The 18,696-nt window shown below is 59.8% G+C and carries 20 protein-coding genes; 15 read left to right on the plus strand and 5 right to left on the minus strand.

The window, feature by feature from the left end:
* Positions 1 to 57 precede the first annotated feature (57 nt).
* The 10 genes from nagZ (at position 58) to PH558_RS14600 (ending at position 9,411) form a co-directional block, all read left to right on the plus strand.
* On the plus strand, positions 58 to 1,071 hold the full coding sequence (nagZ, locus tag PH558_RS14555) for a beta-N-acetylhexosaminidase (RefSeq protein WP_095434757.1): 1,014 nt from the start codon (positions 58 to 60) through the stop codon (positions 1,069 to 1,071).
* A 74-nt stretch (positions 1,072 to 1,145) separates the two neighbouring features.
* Positions 1,146 to 1,943 carry a segregation and condensation protein A gene (locus PH558_RS14560; RefSeq protein WP_285205364.1) on the plus strand — a complete coding sequence of 266 codons (798 nt, stop codon included), beginning with the start codon at positions 1,146 to 1,148 and terminating at the stop codon, positions 1,941 to 1,943.
* 43 nt (positions 1,944 to 1,986) lie between these two features.
* Positions 1,987 to 2,679, plus strand: coding sequence for an SMC-Scp complex subunit ScpB (scpB, locus tag PH558_RS14565; protein ID WP_285205375.1), 693 nt, complete (start codon positions 1,987 to 1,989; stop codon positions 2,677 to 2,679).
* A gap of 245 nt (positions 2,680 to 2,924) precedes the next feature.
* Positions 2,925 to 3,125, plus strand: coding sequence for a twin-arginine translocase TatA/TatE family subunit (locus PH558_RS14570; protein ID WP_095434759.1), 201 nt, complete (start codon positions 2,925 to 2,927; stop codon positions 3,123 to 3,125).
* Positions 3,126 to 3,180: 55 nt separating this feature from the next.
* Positions 3,181 to 3,906, plus strand: coding sequence for a Sec-independent protein translocase protein TatB (gene tatB / locus PH558_RS14575; RefSeq protein WP_113409233.1), 726 nt, complete (start codon positions 3,181 to 3,183; stop codon positions 3,904 to 3,906).
* A complete protein-coding gene (gene tatC, locus PH558_RS14580; RefSeq protein WP_285205078.1) occupies positions 3,903 to 4,724 on the plus strand; it encodes a twin-arginine translocase subunit TatC in 822 nt (273 codons plus the stop codon). Before tatB ends, tatC begins: the two co-directional genes overlap by 4 nt.
* Positions 4,725 to 4,830: 106 nt before the next feature.
* A complete protein-coding gene (gene serS / locus PH558_RS14585; RefSeq protein WP_285205079.1) occupies positions 4,831 to 6,114 on the plus strand; it encodes a serine--tRNA ligase in 1,284 nt (427 codons plus the stop codon).
* Positions 6,115 to 6,129: 15 nt separating this feature from the next.
* The gene (surE, locus tag PH558_RS14590; RefSeq protein WP_285205080.1) at positions 6,130 to 6,894 is read left to right on the plus strand and encodes a 5'/3'-nucleotidase SurE; all 765 of its coding nucleotides are present in this window, start codon (positions 6,130 to 6,132) and stop codon (positions 6,892 to 6,894) included.
* A gap of 4 nt (positions 6,895 to 6,898) precedes the next feature.
* A complete protein-coding gene (locus PH558_RS14595) occupies positions 6,899 to 7,552 on the plus strand; it encodes a protein-L-isoaspartate(D-aspartate) O-methyltransferase (RefSeq protein WP_092715710.1) in 654 nt (217 codons plus the stop codon).
* Between the two features lie 170 nt (positions 7,553 to 7,722).
* Positions 7,723 to 9,411 (plus strand): peptidoglycan DD-metalloendopeptidase family protein, encoded by a 1,689-nt coding sequence (locus tag PH558_RS14600; RefSeq protein WP_285205081.1) that lies wholly within the window; start codon positions 7,723 to 7,725, stop codon positions 9,409 to 9,411.
* Between the two features lie 78 nt (positions 9,412 to 9,489).
* On the opposite strand, the gene PH558_RS14605 is transcribed toward PH558_RS14600, so the two are convergent.
* Positions 9,490 to 10,362: an ATP-binding protein gene (locus PH558_RS14605; protein WP_285205082.1), complete on the minus strand. Its 873-nt coding sequence runs from the start codon at positions 10,360 to 10,362 to the stop codon at positions 9,490 to 9,492.
* Positions 10,363 to 10,568: 206 nt separating this feature from the next.
* Here PH558_RS14605 and yajC point away from each other — a divergent pair, with 206 nt between their 5' ends.
* The 5 genes from yajC to PH558_RS14630 all read left to right on the plus strand — a co-directional run bounded on the left by yajC (position 10,569) and on the right by PH558_RS14630 (position 15,425).
* Positions 10,569 to 10,916, plus strand: coding sequence for a preprotein translocase subunit YajC (gene yajC / locus PH558_RS14610; RefSeq protein ID WP_047634659.1), 348 nt, complete (start codon positions 10,569 to 10,571; stop codon positions 10,914 to 10,916).
* A gap of 159 nt (positions 10,917 to 11,075) precedes the next feature.
* Complete coding sequence (secDF, locus tag PH558_RS14615) at positions 11,076 to 13,619, plus strand: protein translocase subunit SecDF (protein WP_285205083.1); 2,544 nt, start codon at positions 11,076 to 11,078, stop codon at positions 13,617 to 13,619.
* 4 nt (positions 13,620 to 13,623) lie between these two features.
* Positions 13,624 to 14,010, plus strand: coding sequence for an Mth938-like domain-containing protein (locus tag PH558_RS14620; RefSeq protein WP_069611981.1), 387 nt, complete (start codon positions 13,624 to 13,626; stop codon positions 14,008 to 14,010).
* A gap of 17 nt (positions 14,011 to 14,027) precedes the next feature.
* Entirely contained in the window at positions 14,028 to 14,888 is an 861-nt protein-coding gene (locus PH558_RS14625; RefSeq protein WP_285205084.1) for a phytoene/squalene synthase family protein, read from the plus strand.
* A 75-nt stretch (positions 14,889 to 14,963) separates the two neighbouring features.
* Entirely contained in the window at positions 14,964 to 15,425 is a 462-nt protein-coding gene (locus PH558_RS14630; RefSeq protein ID WP_095434767.1) for a hypothetical protein, read from the plus strand.
* Positions 15,426 to 15,458: 33 nt separating this feature from the next.
* Here the strand turns inward: PH558_RS14630 and trmFO are convergent, their stop codons facing one another.
* The 4 genes from trmFO to PH558_RS14650 all read right to left on the minus strand — a co-directional run bounded on the left by trmFO (position 15,459) and on the right by PH558_RS14650 (position 18,251).
* Positions 15,459 to 16,895: a methylenetetrahydrofolate--tRNA-(uracil(54)-C(5))-methyltransferase (FADH(2)-oxidizing) TrmFO gene (gene trmFO / locus PH558_RS14635; RefSeq protein ID WP_095436267.1), complete on the minus strand. Its 1,437-nt coding sequence runs from the start codon at positions 16,893 to 16,895 to the stop codon at positions 15,459 to 15,461.
* Positions 16,896 to 17,012: 117 nt separating this feature from the next.
* Entirely contained in the window at positions 17,013 to 17,369 is a 357-nt protein-coding gene (locus tag PH558_RS14640; protein WP_285205085.1) for a VOC family protein, read from the minus strand.
* 287 nt (positions 17,370 to 17,656) lie between these two features.
* Positions 17,657 to 17,800 carry a DUF1127 domain-containing protein gene (locus PH558_RS14645; RefSeq protein ID WP_015339701.1) on the minus strand — a complete coding sequence of 48 codons (144 nt, stop codon included), beginning with the start codon at positions 17,798 to 17,800 and terminating at the stop codon, positions 17,657 to 17,659.
* Positions 17,801 to 18,104: 304 nt separating this feature from the next.
* Positions 18,105 to 18,251, minus strand: a complete 147-nt coding sequence (locus tag PH558_RS14650; RefSeq protein ID WP_015339702.1) for a DUF1127 domain-containing protein — start codon at positions 18,249 to 18,251, stop codon at positions 18,105 to 18,107.
* Between the last annotated feature and the right edge of the window lie 445 nt (positions 18,252 to 18,696).

Raw genomic sequence — 18,696 nt, forward strand, 5'->3', positions numbered from 1 at the left:
TGTGTATCCTCGCTTGACCTCACTCGCATTTCCCGGCGCAAGCCTTATGATTCGGATATGACCGAATCGAAATCCATGATCCTCGGCTGTAGCGGCCACACCATCACGCCCGAAGAGCGATCCTTCTATAAGGAGGAGCAGCCATGGGGCTTCATCCTGTTCGGACGCAATATTTCCGAACCGGCACAGATCGCCGATCTCGTTGCGTCTTTGCGCGATAGCGTCGGACGCGACGCTCCGGTTTTCATCGACCAGGAAGGCGGCAGGGTGCAGCGCATTCGCCCGCCGATCCTGCCACATTATCCCTCGGGGCAGGCACTTGGCGATATCTATCGCCAGGATCGCGAACGAGGCCTGCGTGCCGCATGGCTGATGTCGCGGCTTCATTCCTTCGATCTGTTGAAATTCGGCATCAATGTCGATTGCCTGCCGGTGATTGACGTGCCTGTTGAGGGATCGAGCAACGTCATCGGCAATCGCGCCTATGGCTCCGATCCGGTGACAGTGACCGAGATGGGGCGTGCCGCGGCGGAAGGTCTGAAAGCCGGCGGTATGCTGCCCGTGATGAAGCACATGCCCGGCCATGGCCGCGGTTTTGCGGATTCGCATCACGAGTTGCCTGTCGTCTCGGTACCACGCGCGGAGCTGGAGGCGCATGATTTCGCTCCCTTCGTTGCAATGAAGGACGAACTCATGGCGATGACCTGCCATGTCGTTTTTACCGATATCGATCCGGAAAACCCGGCCACTACGTCGCGCAAGGTGATCGAGGAGATCATCCGCGGATATATCGGTTTCCAGGGGCTGCTCCTGTCGGACGATACCTCGATGAATGCGCTGAAAGGCACGATCGGCGAACGTGCAGCAAATATTATTGCGGGCGGATGCGATATCGTGCTGCATTGCAATGGCGTCATGGACGAAATGCAGCAGGTGGTTCGCAATGTTCCTGCTTTGGCAGGGGCGTCGCTGAAACGGGCCAAGGCGGTCGAAGCGGCATTCGGCAGAAATGATGGCGCCGATGAAGCCTCTATTCGGGCGGAATTCGACGCGATGTTCGCAGTGGCGTAAAACCGGACTTCGAGGAACGGACGGGTGACAGGGTGAGCGGCAGCACGGACAAGCTTCAGCAGGCGGCAACGCCGATGGACAAGCTCTGGCAGGAGGGTGAGACGCAGCGCGGCTCGCAAGAGCCGTCGCTTGTTGTCGACCTCGCCGGCTTTGAAGGACCGCTTGATCTGCTGCTGCATTTGGCGCGCAACCAGAAGGTCGATCTGTCCCGTATCTCAGTTCTGGCGCTGGCCGAACAGTATCTTCAGTTCATCGAGAGTGCGCGGCGTATCCGCATCGAGCTTGCGGCCGATTATCTCGTCATGGCCGCTTGGCTCGCTTATCTGAAATCCAAGCTGCTGATCCCGCAGCAGAGTAAGGAAGACGGACCGACCGGCGAGGAGATGGCGGCGACGCTCGCCTTCCGCCTGAAGCGCCTGGAAGCCATGCGCGATGCTGCCACCGATCTCGTCAATCGCAACCGCCTCGGCCGCGATATCTTCGCACGTGGTGCGCCGGAACATATTCCGGATCGACGCCAATCCGCCTTCGACGCCAGCCTCTATGATCTGCTCACCGCGTATGCGAGCCTGCGTCAGCGTCAGGCCGTGACCCAGGTGACGATCGAGAAGCGCCGCGTCTGGTCGCTGGCCGATGCCCGCGTTATTCTGGACCGAATGATCGGCGAAATCACCGATTGGACGGCCCTGGAACATTACCTGCTGAGCTACATGACGACTTCAAGCGAGCGGGTGACGGCGATTGCCAGCGCCTTTGCGGCATCGCTGGAGTTGGTGCGCGAGGGGCAACTGGAAATTCGCCAGGAAGGCGCGTTTCAGCCGCTTTACATGCGGCGCGGGCCGAAGCATTCGTCGCTGGAAGCAGCGGAATAGGGCAGGAAAGCGCGTGACGGAACCGGACGACGAACAGCAGCATGTGGAGCACGAGGCGGAAGCGCCCGATGTAGACGATCGTCGGCTGAGCGAGGCCGAGCGGATCGCCGAAGCGCTGGTCTTCGCCTCGGCCCAGCCGGTCTCCGAGGCGTTCATTGCCGAGCGGGTGGCGCGCGGGGTCGATATTCCCGCCGTCATGCAGAAGCTTAAGGCCGATTACGGGATGCGCGGCGTCAATCTCGTCCAGGTGGATGGCGCCTGGGCCTTCCGCACGGCCGCGGATCTCTCCTTTATGATCCGGCGTGACGAGAGTGAGGTGCGCAAGCTGTCGCGTGCGGCCCTGGAAGTACTGGCCATTATCGCTTACCATCAGCCTGTCACACGCGCCGAGATCGAGGATATCAGAGGCGTGCAGACCTCCAAGGGCACGCTTGACGTCCTGATGGAGTCCGGTTGGGTCCGCTTCCGTGGCCGCCGCCGCACGCCGGGGCGACCGGTAACCCTTGGCACGACGCGCGATTTCCTCGATCATTTCGGTCTCGAAGAGCTGCGCGATCTACCCGGTCTCGAAGAGTTGAAGGGGGCGGGGTTGTTGTCAGGCCGGATTCCGGCCAATTTCAATATTCCTTCGCCATTGATGAGCGACGAGCTCACCGAAGACGAAGATCCGATCACGCAGCTGGATCTGGAGGAACTCGGCATCTTGCCGCCGAGCGGTGCAAGTTCCGGCGATTGACCGTTGGCCGGCTCGCATAATGTGGATTACAGCCCATCTGCAGATTTTCGCGAAACCGCCGGCAAAGTCTCTCTTTTGCCATCAGCGGGTGCGAATATAACAATCATCCTCTCGGCTTGGAGACGTTTGATCGCCCGCATCGGCGCTTGTCATCCCGATATGCGTGGATGCATTGCATTTTGGTGTTTGAAAAACATCCGCAAACGTCTTACATCGAAAAGACACTGTAATTGGGAGTTAAAGCAATGGGTTCTCTAAGCATATGGCACTGGCTCATCGTCCTGGCCATCGCGCTGTTGTTGTTCGGCCGTGGAAAGATCCCGGAGCTGATGGGTGATGTCGCAAAGGGCATCAAGAGCTTCAAGAAGGGCATGAGCGACGACGAGGATACGTCGACGCAGACGGCGTCCCGTACTGTCGAGCATAAGGCTGACGAAACGAAGTAATCATGTCGGGCAGGCGCCGAGTTGAGAGGCTTGCCGTTGGCCCAGGAGCCTTTGCATGTTCGATATAGGCTGGTCCGAGCTGGTAATTATTGCCGTCGTGGCCTTGGTGGTGATCGGCCCCAAGGAATTGCCGGCGACCTTGCGGACCATCGGCAAGATGACAGCGCGGGCGAGGAAGGTCGCTGGCGAATTTCGCGCGCAGTTCGATGAAGCCATGCGCGAGGCAGAGCTGGACGACGTGCGCCAGACGATCGCCGATGCGCAGAAGCTCAATCCGATGAACTCGCTGCGGGAAGCCATGAATCCGCTGCGGGACATGGGCAATGAGATAAAGGCGGATCTGCAGCGTGTCGCTACGCCGGACAAAGCAGCGCCTGCCGCGACACCATTGCCATCCGAGCCGGTTCCGGGCGTCTCGTCCGGCCTGCCGGAAGCGCTTGCGGCAACGTCCACAATGCCTGCCGCTTCGAGCAATCCGTCGCCAGCGGCTGCTCCAGAGGCAGTGGCAGCAGCCGTTCCCCAGCCGGTGGCTGCTGTGAGTGAAGCTGCAGAAAAGCCGAAGGTCGCTCGCAAGCCTCGCGCCAAGGCCCCGGTCAAGGCCGAGGATGTCGCGGCTGCCGCCGTTCAGACGCCCGTCGTGACGGAAAAACCAAAGCGAGCCCCGCGCAAGGTCGCGGTCGCTGCTGCCGTGGAAAAGACGCCCCCAGCTCCCAGGAAGCGTCCGACTGCTACGGCCAGCAAGACGACGCCTAAAACGCCCAAGAAGAAGGACCAGGCATGACGGGTGACATCGACGATAAGCCGCAGCCGCTTATCGAACACCTCATGGAATTGCGCACGCGGCTGATCTGGTCGCTCGTCGCGTTCTTCGTTGCCTTCATTGGCTGTTTCGCAGTGGCGAAGCATCTCTTCAACTATCTGGTCTATCCTTATAAATGGGCGGTCGAATGGGCACATCTCGACCTTGCCAAGGCTGAGTTGATCTATACGGCGCCGCAGGAGTTTTTCTTCACCCAGGTCAAGGTTGCCATGTTCGGGGCCCTCGTGATTTCCTTCCCGATCATCGCTTCGCAGATCTACAAGTTCGTCGCGCCCGGCCTCTATAAGAACGAGCGCAATGCCTTTCTGCCGTTTTTGATCGCTTCGCCCGTGCTTTTCCTCATGGGGGCAGCACTCGTCTATTTCTTCTTCACGCCCATGGTGATGTGGTTCTTCCTGAAGATGCAGCAGACGGGTGGTGACGGTCAGGTCGGCATCGCGCTGATGCCGAAGGTCTCGGAATATCTGAGCCTCATCATGACGCTGGTCTTCTCTTTCGGGCTCGTATTCCAGCTTCCCGTCATCACCACGCTGCTGGCACGTGTCGGCTTGCTGACGTCGGCCTGGCTCGCGGAAAAGCGCAAGTTTGCCATCGTTTTCGCCTTCATCGTCGCTGCCGTGCTGACGCCGCCGGACCCGATGTCCCAGATCGGCCTTGCACTGCCGACGATCCTTCTCTACGAGATTTCCATCTACGCGGCGAGACTCGTGGAGCGTCAGCGTAGCCGGCAAGCGCTTGAAGAGAGTGGCGGAAGTTCCGATATCGCCAAGACGGATTAACGTCCAGGCGGGAGGCCTTCGCCTCATTTCTCAGGTATTTGCCGGTTCGACCTCCGACCGAAGCCTCGGTCGGAGTTGTACTTATGTCAAACGACCTGGAACGAAGATGCTTGATATCAGATGGATTCGTGAGAATGCCGAGGCTTTTGATGCAGCGCTTGCCAAGCGCGGTGCGGAGCCTCTGTCGCAAAGCCTCATAGCGCTCGACGAGAAGCGCCGCTCCGTCATTCAATCCGTCCAGGACATGCAGTCCCGCCGCAACGCCGCCTCTAAGGAGATCGGCGCGGCGATGGCGCAGAAGAACAGCGAGCTTGCCGAAAAGCTGAAGGCCGAGGTTGCCGACATCAAGGTTTCGCTTCCGGCTGCGGAAGAAGAAGAGCGGACGCTGACCGCCGAGCTCAATGATGCGCTGTCGCGCATTCCGAACATCCCGCTCGAAGACGTGCCTGTCGGTAAGGACGAGCACGACAATGTCGTCAAGCACGTCTGGGGCGCCAAGCCGACCTGGAACCATGAGCCGAAAGAGCATTTCGATATCGGCGAAGAGCTCGGCTACATGGATTTCGAGCGCGCGGCAAAACTGTCAGGCTCGCGCTTTACGGTGCTGACCGCGCAGCTTGCTCGTCTTGAGCGCGCTCTTGGTCAGTTCATGCTTGATCTGCACACCAGCGAGCACGGCTATACCGAAGTCAGCGCACCATTGATGGTGCGTGACGAGGCGATGTTCGGAACCGGTCAGCTGCCGAAATTTTCCGAGGATTCCTTCAGGACCACCGACGGTCGTTGGCTGATCCCGACGGCGGAGGTTTCGCTGACCAATCTTGTTTCCGGCGAGATCCTTGATCAAGAGAAGCTGCCGTTGCGCTTCACGGCTCTGACGCCATCCTTCCGCTCTGAAGCAGGCTCTGCCGGCCGTGACACGCGCGGCATGCTGCGCCAGCACCAGTTCTGGAAATGCGAGCTGGTCTCGATCACCGATGCGGAAAGCTCCATTGCCGAACATGAGCGGATGACGGCTTGCGCGGAAGAGGTGTTGAAGCGCCTCGGCCTGCATTATCGCGTCATGACGCTTTCGACCGGCGACATGGGCTTTGGTGCGCGCAAGACCTATGATCTCGAAGTCTGGCTGCCGGGGCAGGATACTTATCGCGAAATTTCCTCCTGCTCCGTCTGTGGTGATTTCCAGGCCCGGCGTATGAATGCGCGCTATCGCGGCAAGGACGACAAGAACACCAAGTTCGTTCACACGCTGAACGGCTCTGGAACGGCCGTCGGTCGCTGCCTCATCGCGGTGCTTGAGAATTATCTCAACGCGGACGGTTCGGTCACTGTCCCCGACGCACTCCTGCCATATATGGGTGGTCTGAAGAGGATCGAAAAAGCAGCATAATCGGGTGGTGGGGCGATGCGTATTCTTCTGACCAATGATGACGGCATTCATGCCGCAGGTCTGGCGGCATTGGAGCGCATCGCCCTCACTCTGTCCGATGACGTCTGGGTTGTTGCGCCGGAGACGGATCAGAGTGGTCTTGCCCATTCATTGAGCCTTTCCGAGCCATTGCGCATGCGCAAGGTTTCCGAGAAGCATTATGCACTCAGGGGAACACCGACGGATTGCGTCATCATGGCGATCCGCCAGGTGATTGACATCAAGCCGGATCTCGTGCTTTCGGGCGTGAATTCCGGCTCGAACGTCGCTGACGACGTCACCTATTCCGGCACCATCGCCGGTGCCATCGAGGGCACGCTGCAAGGCGTGCGCTCCTTTGCTTTGAGCCAGGCCTATCTCTATGAAAACGGCGCGCGCGTCGTGCCCTGGGAAGTGGCAGAAGCACATGCTCCGGCTTTGCTTAACAAGCTCATGAACGTCGATCTGTCTGACGGGACCTTCCTCAATCTGAATTTTCCGAATTGCCGTCCTGACGAGGTGGATGGCGTGGAAGTGACTGCACAGGGCAATCTTGCCTTCAACGTGCAGGTCGAGGAGCGAGCCGATGGTCGCGGCTTCCCTTATTATTGGCTTCGCTTCGGTGAGCGGAGCGGCATCTTCCGTCCAGGGACCGATATTCAGGCGTTGAAACAAAATCGTATTTCGGTAACGCCTTTGAAACTCGATTTGACGGATTATTCGGCGCAAGACCGCGTGGCGCGGGCGCTCGGTATGGAGTAGCGGATTGACACCTCGTTTGGTGGAAAAGGAAGGCTTTGCGGCCGTGGTGTTGCGGCTGCGCGCGGAAGGCATATTGGACATCGACCTGATGACGGCGGTCGAGCAGACGCCGCGCCTGCCTTTCGTGCCGGCGCAATTTGCCGATGATGCCTATTCCAGCCGCACGATTCCGATCGATTGCGGTGCCTTCATGGAAGGCATCGATCTTGTGGTGCGTATTCTCCATGGCTTGAAGATCAAGCCTGGCCATCGCGTTCTTGAGATCGGCACGGGAAGCGGTTTCACTGCCGCTGTCATGGGACGAATCGTCGAGCGCGTGCTGACCGTTGATCGCTACAAGACGCTGACGACATCGGCGCAGCAGCGCATGGATACGCTTGGACTGCGCAATGTTATCATCCGTCAGGCGGACGGCAGCGCCGGTCTGCCGGGCGAGGGCACCTTCGATCGCATCCTGGTCACGGCAGCTTTCACGACAATGCCGCGCTTTTATGCCGAACAGCTGGTGTCCGGCGGTTCGATGATAGCCCCGCTTATTATTGATGAGCACACATGTCGCCTGGTGCGGCTGACGAAGACGGGAAGCCGATTCGAGCGCGAAGAATTGTTCGACGTTCCCTATCAGCCCATCGTGCCCATGCTCGCCTCCTATCTTTGAGGCTCAATTCGGGCGTATGCCCCTATGAAACGGGCGCATTGCCTCCGTTTCATGCTCTATGGTTAGCAATTCCTCAAAAAAACACATGCCGCACCAGTGCTTTAACCGCATGGTAAGATTAACGCGCTTTAATCGACCCATAATCGGTTGCGTCTTAAGTGGGTCGAGTCATGGGTTTCAGTCTTTCTTCAAACGTCAGCAAATCGGCAGGGAAAGTCCTGGTGGCCATTCTTCTGGCGAGTACGGCCACAGCTTGTAGTTCGGACACGACCCGTTTCAGTGGTCTCTTCAATAAGACGAATAATGTAACGACCGGCTCGATCAATCGCCGCAGCCTCAATGGTCCGAACGGTGACCCCGTTCCGCGCGCCGATGTCGCTCAGGCGGGCGGCTACGGTCAGCAGGATTATTCGCAGCAGAGTGCGCCGGTGACGCAACCCTACCCGAACTCGCCCGCTCGCTATAACCCGTCCTATTCCAGCGCACGGGCCTCGACCGCTCCCGTCGCAATTCAGCGCACCGACCTTGCTCCTCCGAGTGCTTCCGCCAGCAATTCTCGTCGGATGCCGCAGGCGGAATCTGAGGCAATGGCGCAGCCGTTCCCCGCATCTCGCAACAATAACGGCTCTCGCGCCGCGCCGGCACTTGCTCCCGACACCATGTCGACGGGCACAATCAAGACTGCCGCCGCGCAGCAGATGTCTCCTGGCTGGACCACGGTCAATGCTCCGAGCGTGACACTGCATCAAGGTGAGAACATTGCGCTGCTGTCGCGCCGCTATGGCGTTCCGGAAAAGGAAATCCTGCGTGCGAACGGTCTGCGCAATGGCGCTGCCGCTCAGCCTGGCCAGCAGATCGTCATCCCGACGATGAATGGGGCAGGTGTTTCAGGCCCGGCCAAGATGGCCGCTGAAGCGACTGATCTTTCCAAGGGCGGCAAGATGCCTGGCCCCGCCAAGACGCCGCAGCAGGAAGCGCTCGCATTGCCTTCCGGCAATCAGATGCGCGGCAAGTCCCAAGCTGGCCTCGCCGACCCCAATAAGGTGGCAGCCGGTAATGGCAAGGGGCCGACGCCGAAGGGCGCTTATGTCGTCAAGCCGGGTGACTCACTGGCAAGAATCGCGAAGGAAAGCGGCGTAAGCGTCGCCGAACTGAAGCGTGCGAACAACATGCAGGCCGGCGATAGCATTCGCATCGGGCAGGCACTCGCGTTGCCACACGGCTCCGTCGCCGCCGCAGACCCGGTCAAGACCGCCTCGATCGAGCCGCAGAAGGCGTCGGTCAAGCCGGGCGCACTTCCCGTCGAACCGAAGCAGGCGGCCGCCGATCCGATCGCCAAACAGGCGCCAAAGGTTGTCGCTCATGCCGATGCGGCAGCTGATGCCCCTGCCAAGCCGAAGGAAGTTGCCTCCGCTTCGCCGAGCCAGTCCATCAACGATGCGGCCAAGTCCGATGCGCAGGCCGATGCGCCCGAGGCAACCGGTATTGGCAAATATCGCTGGCCGGTTCGCGGCGCTGTCGTCGCCGGCTATGGCGCCAACGTCAACGGCAGCCGCAACGACGGTATCGACATCTCGGTTCCCGAGGGCACACCGATCAAGGCGGCCGAAAACGGCGTCGTCATCTATGCAGGCAATGGCCTTAAGGAACTCGGCAACACGGTTCTCGTCCGCCACGACGACGGTACCGTCACGGTCTACGGTCATGCCGACGCACTCAGCGTCACTCGCGGCCAGAAGGTCCAGCGTGGTCAGACGCTCGCGACGTCGGGCATGAGCGGCAATGTCAGCCAGCCTCAGCTGCACTTCGAAGTCCGCAAGAATTCGGCTCCGGTCAACCCAATGACGTTCCTTGAATAGGTAGTGCGTCTCAAGGACTCTGCAAAAAGCCCGGTCACAGCCGGGCTTTTTGTCGTTTATGGCGATGTCGATCGAAGATCAATCACGCTCCAGCACGATGCGCAGCCGACCGGCCAGATCCTGGATATATTGCCAGGCGACACGGCCGGAACGGGCGCCGCGGGTCGTTGCCCATTCCAGGGCTTCGTGATGCATCTGGGCGCGATCGAGATCGAGCTTGAAGTGATCGGCATAGGCATCGATCATCTGCAGATAATCTTCCTGGCTGCACTTGTGGAAGCCGAGCCAGAGGCCGAAGCGATCGGAGAGCGAGACCTTTTCCTCAACGGCTTCCGAGGGATTGATCGCGGTCGATTGCTCGTTTTCCATCATATGGCGCGGCAGCAGGTGGCGACGGTTGGATGTCGCATAGAACAGCACATTATCTGGCCGACCTTCGACGCCGCCGTCCAATGCCGCCTTCAGCGACTTGTAGGCGGTATCATCATGATCGAAGGAGAGGTCGTCGCAGAAGATGATGATGCGATGCGGCGTTGCCTTCAATATATCGAGGAGCATCGGCAGCGAGGAAATATCCTCGCGATGCACTTCGATCAGCTTCAGCGACACGCCGGTCGCCCGACGCACGTCTTCGTGTACCGCCTTGACCAGCGAGGATTTGCCCATGCCGCGCGCGCCCCAGAGCAGCACGTTGTTGGCGGCGAAACCTTCGGCAAAGCGAAGCGTGTTCTCGTGCAGGATATCGCGCACGTGATCGACGCCACGGATAAGGGTCAGTGCCACGCGGTTCGGCCGTGGCACCGGCTGCAGATAAAGCCGGGCAGGAGCCCAGACGAAGCAGTCGGCGGCATTCCAGTCATTGACGGCCGGGGCCGGCCCGGCCAGACGTTCGACAGCGTCGGCAAGGCGACGGACTTCGGCAAGGATCAGGGCGTTTTGGTCTTCAGTCACCGTTTCCTCCTGAATATTGAACAAGAAAGTCGTAAAATGCGCGCGCTGTCTTGCCGGGTATCATGCTCCTTTGGGGCCTGAAAGGCTAACAGACCGGGAAAACGGTACGGTTGACGGCTGTTTTTGTTGCATTCGCCATACGCGTAACTATATTCCGGCCACCTGACGCGGGGCCCGTTCCCGCTCGGAATTCAAGGGAGTTCTCGATGTTTATCACCAACGCATATGCGCAGAGCGCGACAGATTCGGCCGCGAGTGCCTTCGGCGGTTCCGGCTTTGAAATGATCATCCTGTTTGTGCCGCTGATGGTCGTTTGGTATTTCCTCCTCATCCGTCCGCAGCGCGCGCAGGCGAAGAAGCGTGACGAGATCCTGAAGAACATCCGTCGCGGCGATCAGATCGTTACCAGCGGCATCGTCGGCAAGGTCACCAAGGTCATCGATGAAAAGGAATTGGAAGTCGAGATCGCTGAAGGCGTGCGCATCCGCGTTGTCCGCAGCGCCATTTCCGAGGTTCGCGTCAAGGGCGAACCCGTCAAGGCGGACGCTGCGTAAGACTCCTCCCGAGAGGCGGCGCCTGCCGCCGCTGCGCATCTTCGAAATTCGAGATCGACTTTCTTGAAGGACTGTGCACAAATTCAAGGTGTTACTGCGCCCTTTGCATTTTCCGTCGAAAGGGAGGGCGCAGTAGGGAAGCCCTAATTCGAGAGAGCGATGCTGCACGTCTCCTGGTGGAAGACCGCCCTGATCTGGTTCGTCGTTCTCTTGAGCGTGCTTCTGGCCGCTCCCAACCTGCTTGGCGAGCGCGCGCTTTCATCCGTTCCGACATGGTGGGCACATCGAAAGATCGAGCTAGGCCTCGATCTTCGCGGCGGATCGCATCTGCTGTTGAAGATCGAACGGGGCGATGTCGAGAAGGATCGCCTGGAAAGCATCGTCGGCGATATCGCGACCCGATTGCGCACTGTCAATGTCGCCTATTCGGGCCTCACCGGCACCGGCCGTAAGATTCAGCTTCGCATCAACGATCCCTCGCAGGTCCAAACGGCCTTGACGGCACTGCAACCGTTGACATCAGGACCGGATAAGCCGTCCGTGGTCCTGTCTCAGGGTGACAACGGCGCGCTGACGCTCGATATCACCGATGCCGATATCAACAGCCATGTGTCATCGGCGATCGCACGCGCGATGAAGGTCATCCATGCCCGTGTCGCGCAGCTCGGCGTTGGGGAACCGCTGATCCGCCGGCAGGGATCTGATCGCATCGTCGTTCAGGTGCCGGATCTTGCCGATGCGCAGCGGCTGAAAAACCTTCTCGGCCAGCCCGCCAAACTCAGCTTCCGCCTGATCGATCAGTCGATGTCGGTCCAGGACGCTATGGACAAACAGCCGCCGGCCGGGTCCGACGTACTGTTTTCCGAAGACGATCCGCCGGTTGGCTATCTCGTACAGCGGCAGCCACTGCTCTCGAACGTCGATTTTTCCGATGCCGTCGCGGTCGTTGACAATCAAAAAGGCGAAGGCACCGTCTCCGTCAAGCTGACGCAGGAGGCGACTCACCGCTTTGCGCAATCGACGGCCAGCAATCTCGGCAAGATCGTCGTCGTCGTGCTTGACGATCAGGTCATCTCCGCGGCCTCTCTGAAGACGGTCATCGCAACAGGCGAGATCGATGTTCCCGGTGATTTCACCGCCCAGGGCGCGCAGGATCTGACTGTGATGGTCAAGAGCGGGCCATTGCCCGCGACGCTGACGACCGTCGAGGAACGGACTATTCAGCCAGGCCTCGGCGGCGAGACAGCACGTTACGGCCTGATTGCCTGCATTGCGGCCGCCGTCTTCGTTGCGGCCCTGATGATCGGCTTCTATCGTCTGCTCGGCATCATCGCGACCATCTCACTCGTCATCAACATGATCATGGTCGCGGCCCTCATGGGCCTGCTCGGCATTACGCTCACCCTGCCGGGTGTCGCTGCCATCGTCCTCATTATCGGCATCGGTCTCGATGCGTTGGTGCTGATCTACGAGCGCGTGCGCGAGGAGGAGAAGAAGACCCATCTTCTCGTCGATGCGCTGCGCCACGGCTTCAACCGGGCGGCTGCGACCGTTGCCGACGCCAATCTGACGGTTCTGATCGTTGCGGCCATTCTCTTTTATGCAAGCACCGGCGCAGTGCGCGGCTTTGCCGCCACATTGATGGTGGGTGTTATCTCGACCTTCTTCACCTCCTGCTTCGTCACGCGGTCGCTGGTGAATATATGGATCTCGCGCCGCAAACCGCGCACTTTGCTTGTTGGCGTACGCAGTGGCATTTTCGACAATGCCAATATCCGCTTCATGGGCATCCGCCGCTATACGTTTACCGTCTCCGCCGCCCTGTCCGTCATTACGCTCATTGCCTTCGCGACGGTTGGCATGCACCTCGGCATCGATTTTGCCGGCGGATCGATCATCGAGGTCCGGGCCAAACAGGGCGTTGCCGATCCCGTCGACATTCAGACACGTCTCGACGCCGTCATTCCGGGCGACGTGCGCGTCGAGCGGCTTGCCGATCGTCTTGGTGCAGTGATCCGTGTTCATGCGCAGGAGGGCGGTGAAAACGCCGAGCAATCCGCCGTCTCGCTCGTTCAGGACGAGCTGGGCAAGGACTACAATTTCGCCCGCGTCGAAGTGGTCGGTCCAGCCGTATCGGGCGAGATCACCACCACGGCTTCCCTCGCCGTCCTGGCGGCCCTGGCGGCGATCCTGATCTATATATGGGTACGATTCGAATGGCAGTTTGCCGTCGGCGCCATCATCGCGACGCTGCACGATGTCATCCTGACGCTCGGCCTCTTCGTGCTATCAGGCATGGAATTCAACATGACGAGCATCGCCGCGATCCTCACCATCGTCGGCTATTCTCTGAACGACACCGTCGTCGTCTATGACCGCATGCGCGAGAATTTGAAGCGCTATTCGCAGATGCCGCTGCCGATTCTGATCGATGCCTCCATCAATCAGACATTATCTCGTACCATTCTGACATCGGCGACGACGCTTCTGGCGCTGCTCGCCCTCTACATCTTCGGCGGCGAGGTGATCCGTGCCTTCACCTTCGTCCTGCTTTTCGGCGTCGCTGTCGGCACTTTTTCGTCGATTTATATTGCGGCGCCCGTGCTGATCCTGTTCAAGCTGCGGCCGGACAAGTTCCAGACCGGCGGCGAAAGCAATGGACCCGCGGCCGGCAACATCCAGTCAGGCAAACCAGCGGTGTGATACAGTGGCTAAAGGTATAGAAATTCGAAACGCGCATTTCCCGGGGCGCGCACCGATCGACGCTTACGGCAATGGCGGCTTTCGTTTCGCCGACATGTCGCATCGCGGTTCGTTGTTGTGCCTGCCTTCAGGCATCTACGGCTGGGATATGCTGCAGGGCGATGCGCTGACGCCGGATCGCTTCCAGAAGGTTCTCGATGAAGCCGCCGAGATCGAAGTGTTGCTCGTCGGCACCGGCATGGAGCTGCGCCCGCTGCCCGCCGAGCTGAAGGCCGCCCTGCGTGGAAAGCAGATTTCGTCCGACCCGATGAGCACGGGGGCGGCGGTGCGCACCTTCAACATCATGCTCTCCGAATCGCGTGCCGTAGCTGCGGCGCTGATTGCCGTCTGACCTTCGGATCCAAGAGTATGACGACACCAGCTGCGCCTCGGAGCAATCGAGACATCTGCCTCGCCACGCTTCGCGACACCGATCGCGATCGCTATCTCGCCTGCCTGCTGGCACCGGAGGATAAGCGCCCGGCACTTGCCGCGCTCTATGCCTTCAACGCCGAGCTGGCGCGCGTGCGCGATCTTGTGCATGAGCCGCTGCCCGGCGAAGTGCGGATGCAATACTGGCGCGATCTTCTCGAGGGACAATCCCACGGCTCAAGCGAGGCCAATCCGCTGGCCTCCGAGCTTCTGACAGCGATCGAGCAATACCGTCTGCCGCGCCAGACGCTGATGGACATGATCGATGCGCGCATATTCGATCTCTACGATGACCCTATGGAAAGCCGCAGCAGTCTGGAAGGCTATGCCGGCGAGACGGCTTCGGCCCTGATCCAGCTTGCGAGCCTGGTCTTGTCCGCCGACGAGGCGAAGCGCTCCGCCGATGCCGCCGGTCATGCCGGCGTCGCGCAGGCGATCGCCGGTCTGCTGCTCCTGATGCCGCTGCACCGCCATCGCGGCCAGCTCTACCTACCGCTGGAGATCCTGGCGGCAACCGGGCTCGATCGCGACGGCTTTCTCGCCGGCGAGGACAAGCCGCGCATTTCCGCGGCGATCGAGGCCTTCGCCGGTCTCGGTCGCGAGCATCTCGCCAAGGCGAGGGCGGCAGGCGCGATACCGCGGGCCGTATTCCCGGCGCTTCTGCCTGTCACCTTGGCCGAGCCTGTCTTGCAGAAGGCACAGAAGCTCGGAGCCGGCATCTTCGATCACCCCCTGGTGCTGCCGCAATGGCGCCGGCAGCTGCGCATGGCGATAGCGTCGATCACAAAGAAAATCTAAAATACACCAAGCTCGCGCAAGTCTCGGCGTCTATGGAGATGGCGGCACTTGATTTGCATTTCAGGGGGATCTGCCGTGGGTATTGTCGTCTGGTGCATACTGTTTGCGATTGTCATCTTCATTGCCTATTACGCGACGCGCATGGCATCGCAGAACAAGGAAGACGGCCTGCACGATACCGGTCTTGCGATTCTGGAATTCGGCCGCGCTTTTCCGACGGAGGCCATTCGCCAGCTGCAGACGACTGCCGACGGGCAGGCGGTCTTCGTGCGTCTGCATGACGACAAGGCGGGGTTCATGCGCAATGTGCGCAATCATTTCAGCGTTCATGTGATCGAGCCGGGCAGGGCACGTGCCAAGATTTCGGCAACCGGACGCGGCTTGATCGTCGATTTCCTCGATGTGCCCCACCACAACGGCACATTCGAATTCAAGACGCCTGCCGAAGCCGCGGAAGTGTCGCTCTGGCTGCTTGGCAATTATGTGGCGGGTGACGACGCCAAGCCGCAGGAGCAGGCGTCGCCGGCCAAGGCTTGAAAATCCCGAAAGCTTGGTCCCAAGCTCAGGTTGTCAGGCGCTTTCCGCGAACATGGGCGCTTGCGCGCCAAGCCATCCGGCGCAATCGGCAAGCGCTCGCTTGGCGATGAGCTGGCGCTTCATGATGGTCTTGTCCTTGCCGCGAAAGCGTTTGACACCTTCCGGCTTGACGATCGAGCCCGGCTCCAGCTCCGGAAAAAGCCCGAAATTGATGTTCATCGGCTGGAAGGAACGCTTGCCGGGCTCCTCGTCGGAAACGATGTGGCCACCGGTGATGTGGTTCAGCAATGAGCCGAGCGCCGTGGTATCCGGCGGCAGCGACGGTGCTTCGCCCTTCCGCTCCGCTGCGGCGAAACGGCCGGCGAGCAGGCCGATGCTGGCGCTCTCGACATAGCCTTCGCAGCCTGTGATCTGGCCGGCGAAACGCAGGCCCGGACGCGACTTCAAGACCAGCGAGCGGTCGAGCAGGGTCGGCGAGTTGATGTAGGTATTGCGGTGCAGGCCGCCGAGGCGGGCGAATTCTGCATTTTCGAGACCGGGAATCAGGCGGAAGATCTCTGCCTGCGCGCCGTATTTCAGCTTCGTCTGGAAGCCGACCATGTTGTAAAGCGTGCCGAGCGCATTGTCCTGACGCAGCTGCACGACGGCATAGGCCTTGACCGTGGGATTATGGGCATTGGTGAGCCCCATTGGCTTCATCGGCCCGTGGCGCAGTGTTTCGCGCCCGCGCTCCGCCATGACTTCGATCGGCAGGCAGCCGTCGAAATAGGGCGTGCCTTCCCATTCCTTGAAGCCGACGGCATCGCCGGCGATCAGGGCATCGACGAAGGCATTGTACTGGGCTTCGTCCATCGGGCAGTTGATATAATCCTTGCCCGTGCCACCCGGGCCGACCTTGTCGTAGCGCGACTGATACCAGCAGACATCCATGTTGATGCTGTCGCGATAGACGATCGGCGCGATGGCGTCGAAGAAGGCGAGTGCATCGGCACCGGTTTCGGCCTGGATGGCGCTCGCAAGGCCGGGCGCGGTCAGCGGTCCGGTGGCGATGATCGCCTGATCCCATTCCTTCGGAGGCAGCCCCTGGATTTCTTCACGGACGACTGAGATGAGCGGATGATTTGCAATCGCCCGCGTCACCGCAGCCGAGAAGCCGTCCCGATCGACAGCAAGCGCGCCGCCGGCTGGCACCTGGTGCTTGTCCGCGCATGCCATGATGAGCGAGCCGGCCATGCGCATTTCCGCATGGATGACGCCGACCGCATTGCTGGTGGCATCGTCGGAGCGGAACGAATTGGAACACACCAGCTCGGCAAGATCGTCCGTCTTGTGTGCTTCGGTGCCGCGCACGCCGCGCATTTCATGCAGGATGACGGGCACGCCGGCATTGGCGATCTGCCATGCGGCTTCCGAGCCGGCGAGACCGCCACCGATGACGTGAATGGGAGAGTGGGAAGTGATCTGTGTCATGCGCGCGTCATTATCACGGGCGGGCCGGCGATCCAATGCTTTGCTAAGGCATGCCGCGCAAAACTGCGCAACGGTCTTATGGCAACCTTAGTCTCTGGTCCGCCTGCTCAGTGCGAGCTACGTATCGAAAGACCTTGAGGGCGGTTCTGCAAGAGTGATGCGGTTTCCGTCAGGGTCCGCCAATTGGGCGATCTTTCCATAGTTGCCTTGCGATTCACCCGTGAGCTTTACGCCAAAGTCCTCGAGCGATTTGCGAGCTTCATCCATTTTCGGCACGACAATGGTTAGCCTGCCGTGCCCCGCATTCTCCTTGTCATGGAAGATTTGAATGTTCGCTCCTGCGACATTGCGCCATTGGATCAACCCATCCATGGGACGATCGTCAGGTCCTCGGTCGAAAAGTTGAGTATAGAATGCCTCCGCCGTGTCCATGCTTGCCGTCGCGAGCGCGGCGTAAATTCCTTGGATTTGCATTCTCCGCCTCCCTGCTAAAAGATCTCCACCTGTAAATGAGAAACGGGCGGTTCCGTTCCAATATCGCGTGTGATGGCGGCAGCAGCTATGTCCGTATCGGCGCGCGTGGCTAACGGGGCGCCGTATGTCTGGCGGCAATGATACGCGGTGGCAAAGGCGGTGAGCGGCTCGCCATTGATCACCTGAAGCTCAGCGAGTCGATTAAATTGTACGGGGCTTCTAATCGCCGGAATCAAAAACGGCGCCAAAAGGCGCCGTCTTGAGGCAGTCTGCTCAGTCCGTTCCTATTAACGGAAAGAACGAGCAGCGATGTTGCGGATTTCGTAGCGGCTGACGCCAATGTCCGAAAGGGTCTGGCTGGAGAGGTTGCCAAGTTCGTTCAGAGTGCGGCGGTAGCTGATCCAGTTCTTTGCAATGCGAAGCGGGTTCATGATCTTTTCCTCGGTATCTTGTTTGCGGGCAGTACGATTACCGCCTCAGCGCTTGCACTCTATATAGGCGCGAACATGCTGATTGTGCAGTGCAAAGAAGATGCGTCTGCTATGCATTTGTGCAATATGACGCCCAAAAAGCAGACGATGCTCAAAATTTGTGTGCTGTGCAGAGACGGAATAGCTTGCGGCGAAATCGGCCATGCTGCGCTTGCTCAATCGATAGGCAAAAAAGAACGCCCGCCGCGGAGGTCCGCAACGGGCGTTGAGAAGGCTTTCGCTATTGGGCGAAGCCTATCGGCTGTTAACGGCCGGTGGCTTCGCGGGCAACGCGATGGATGTCGGCGCGGTCGATGCCGAGGTCGTGCAGTTCACGCGAGCTCATGCGGCCGAGTTCGTTAACGGTCTGACGATACTTGCGCCAGTTGTTGAAAGAGCGGGTCAGGTTCATTGTAGTCCCTTTCGAGGATCAAGGGATCGAGCAGTTCCGTGATTGGTTCCGTCGTCGATCTAATGGATTTAAATATATGCTGCGGCGCGAAAACTAAAAGAGCGAAAGCTTCATGTCACCTATGCGCCATATGCAAGTCTTGTGGGCGCCTTGCCTAAGATGGTGGCTGCTTTGTGTGCATATCGCGGCCAAAGCTGGTCCGTCGCCGGAAGCAATCCCGCGCCAGTGTCAGCCATTCCGAAGCGTTTGCCGGTAGCCGCCCGCTTTTGGCCACCTTTTCGCTAGCCTTGCTGTCTTGGAAGGGCAGAGGTTGCCGCGAACTGCCGTGCAGCGGTTCAGGAAGTGAGCTTGAGACTCTTCCCATATTGGCAATTGCCGTCTGATGGCCGGCATGAGCATCCGTTCAGTATAAACCGATTTAGGTGCGTAAAAAAAACAACGCCCA

The organism is Rhizobium pantanalense, assembly GCF_030182525.1.
GTDB lineage: Bacteria > Pseudomonadota > Alphaproteobacteria > Rhizobiales > Rhizobiaceae > Rhizobium.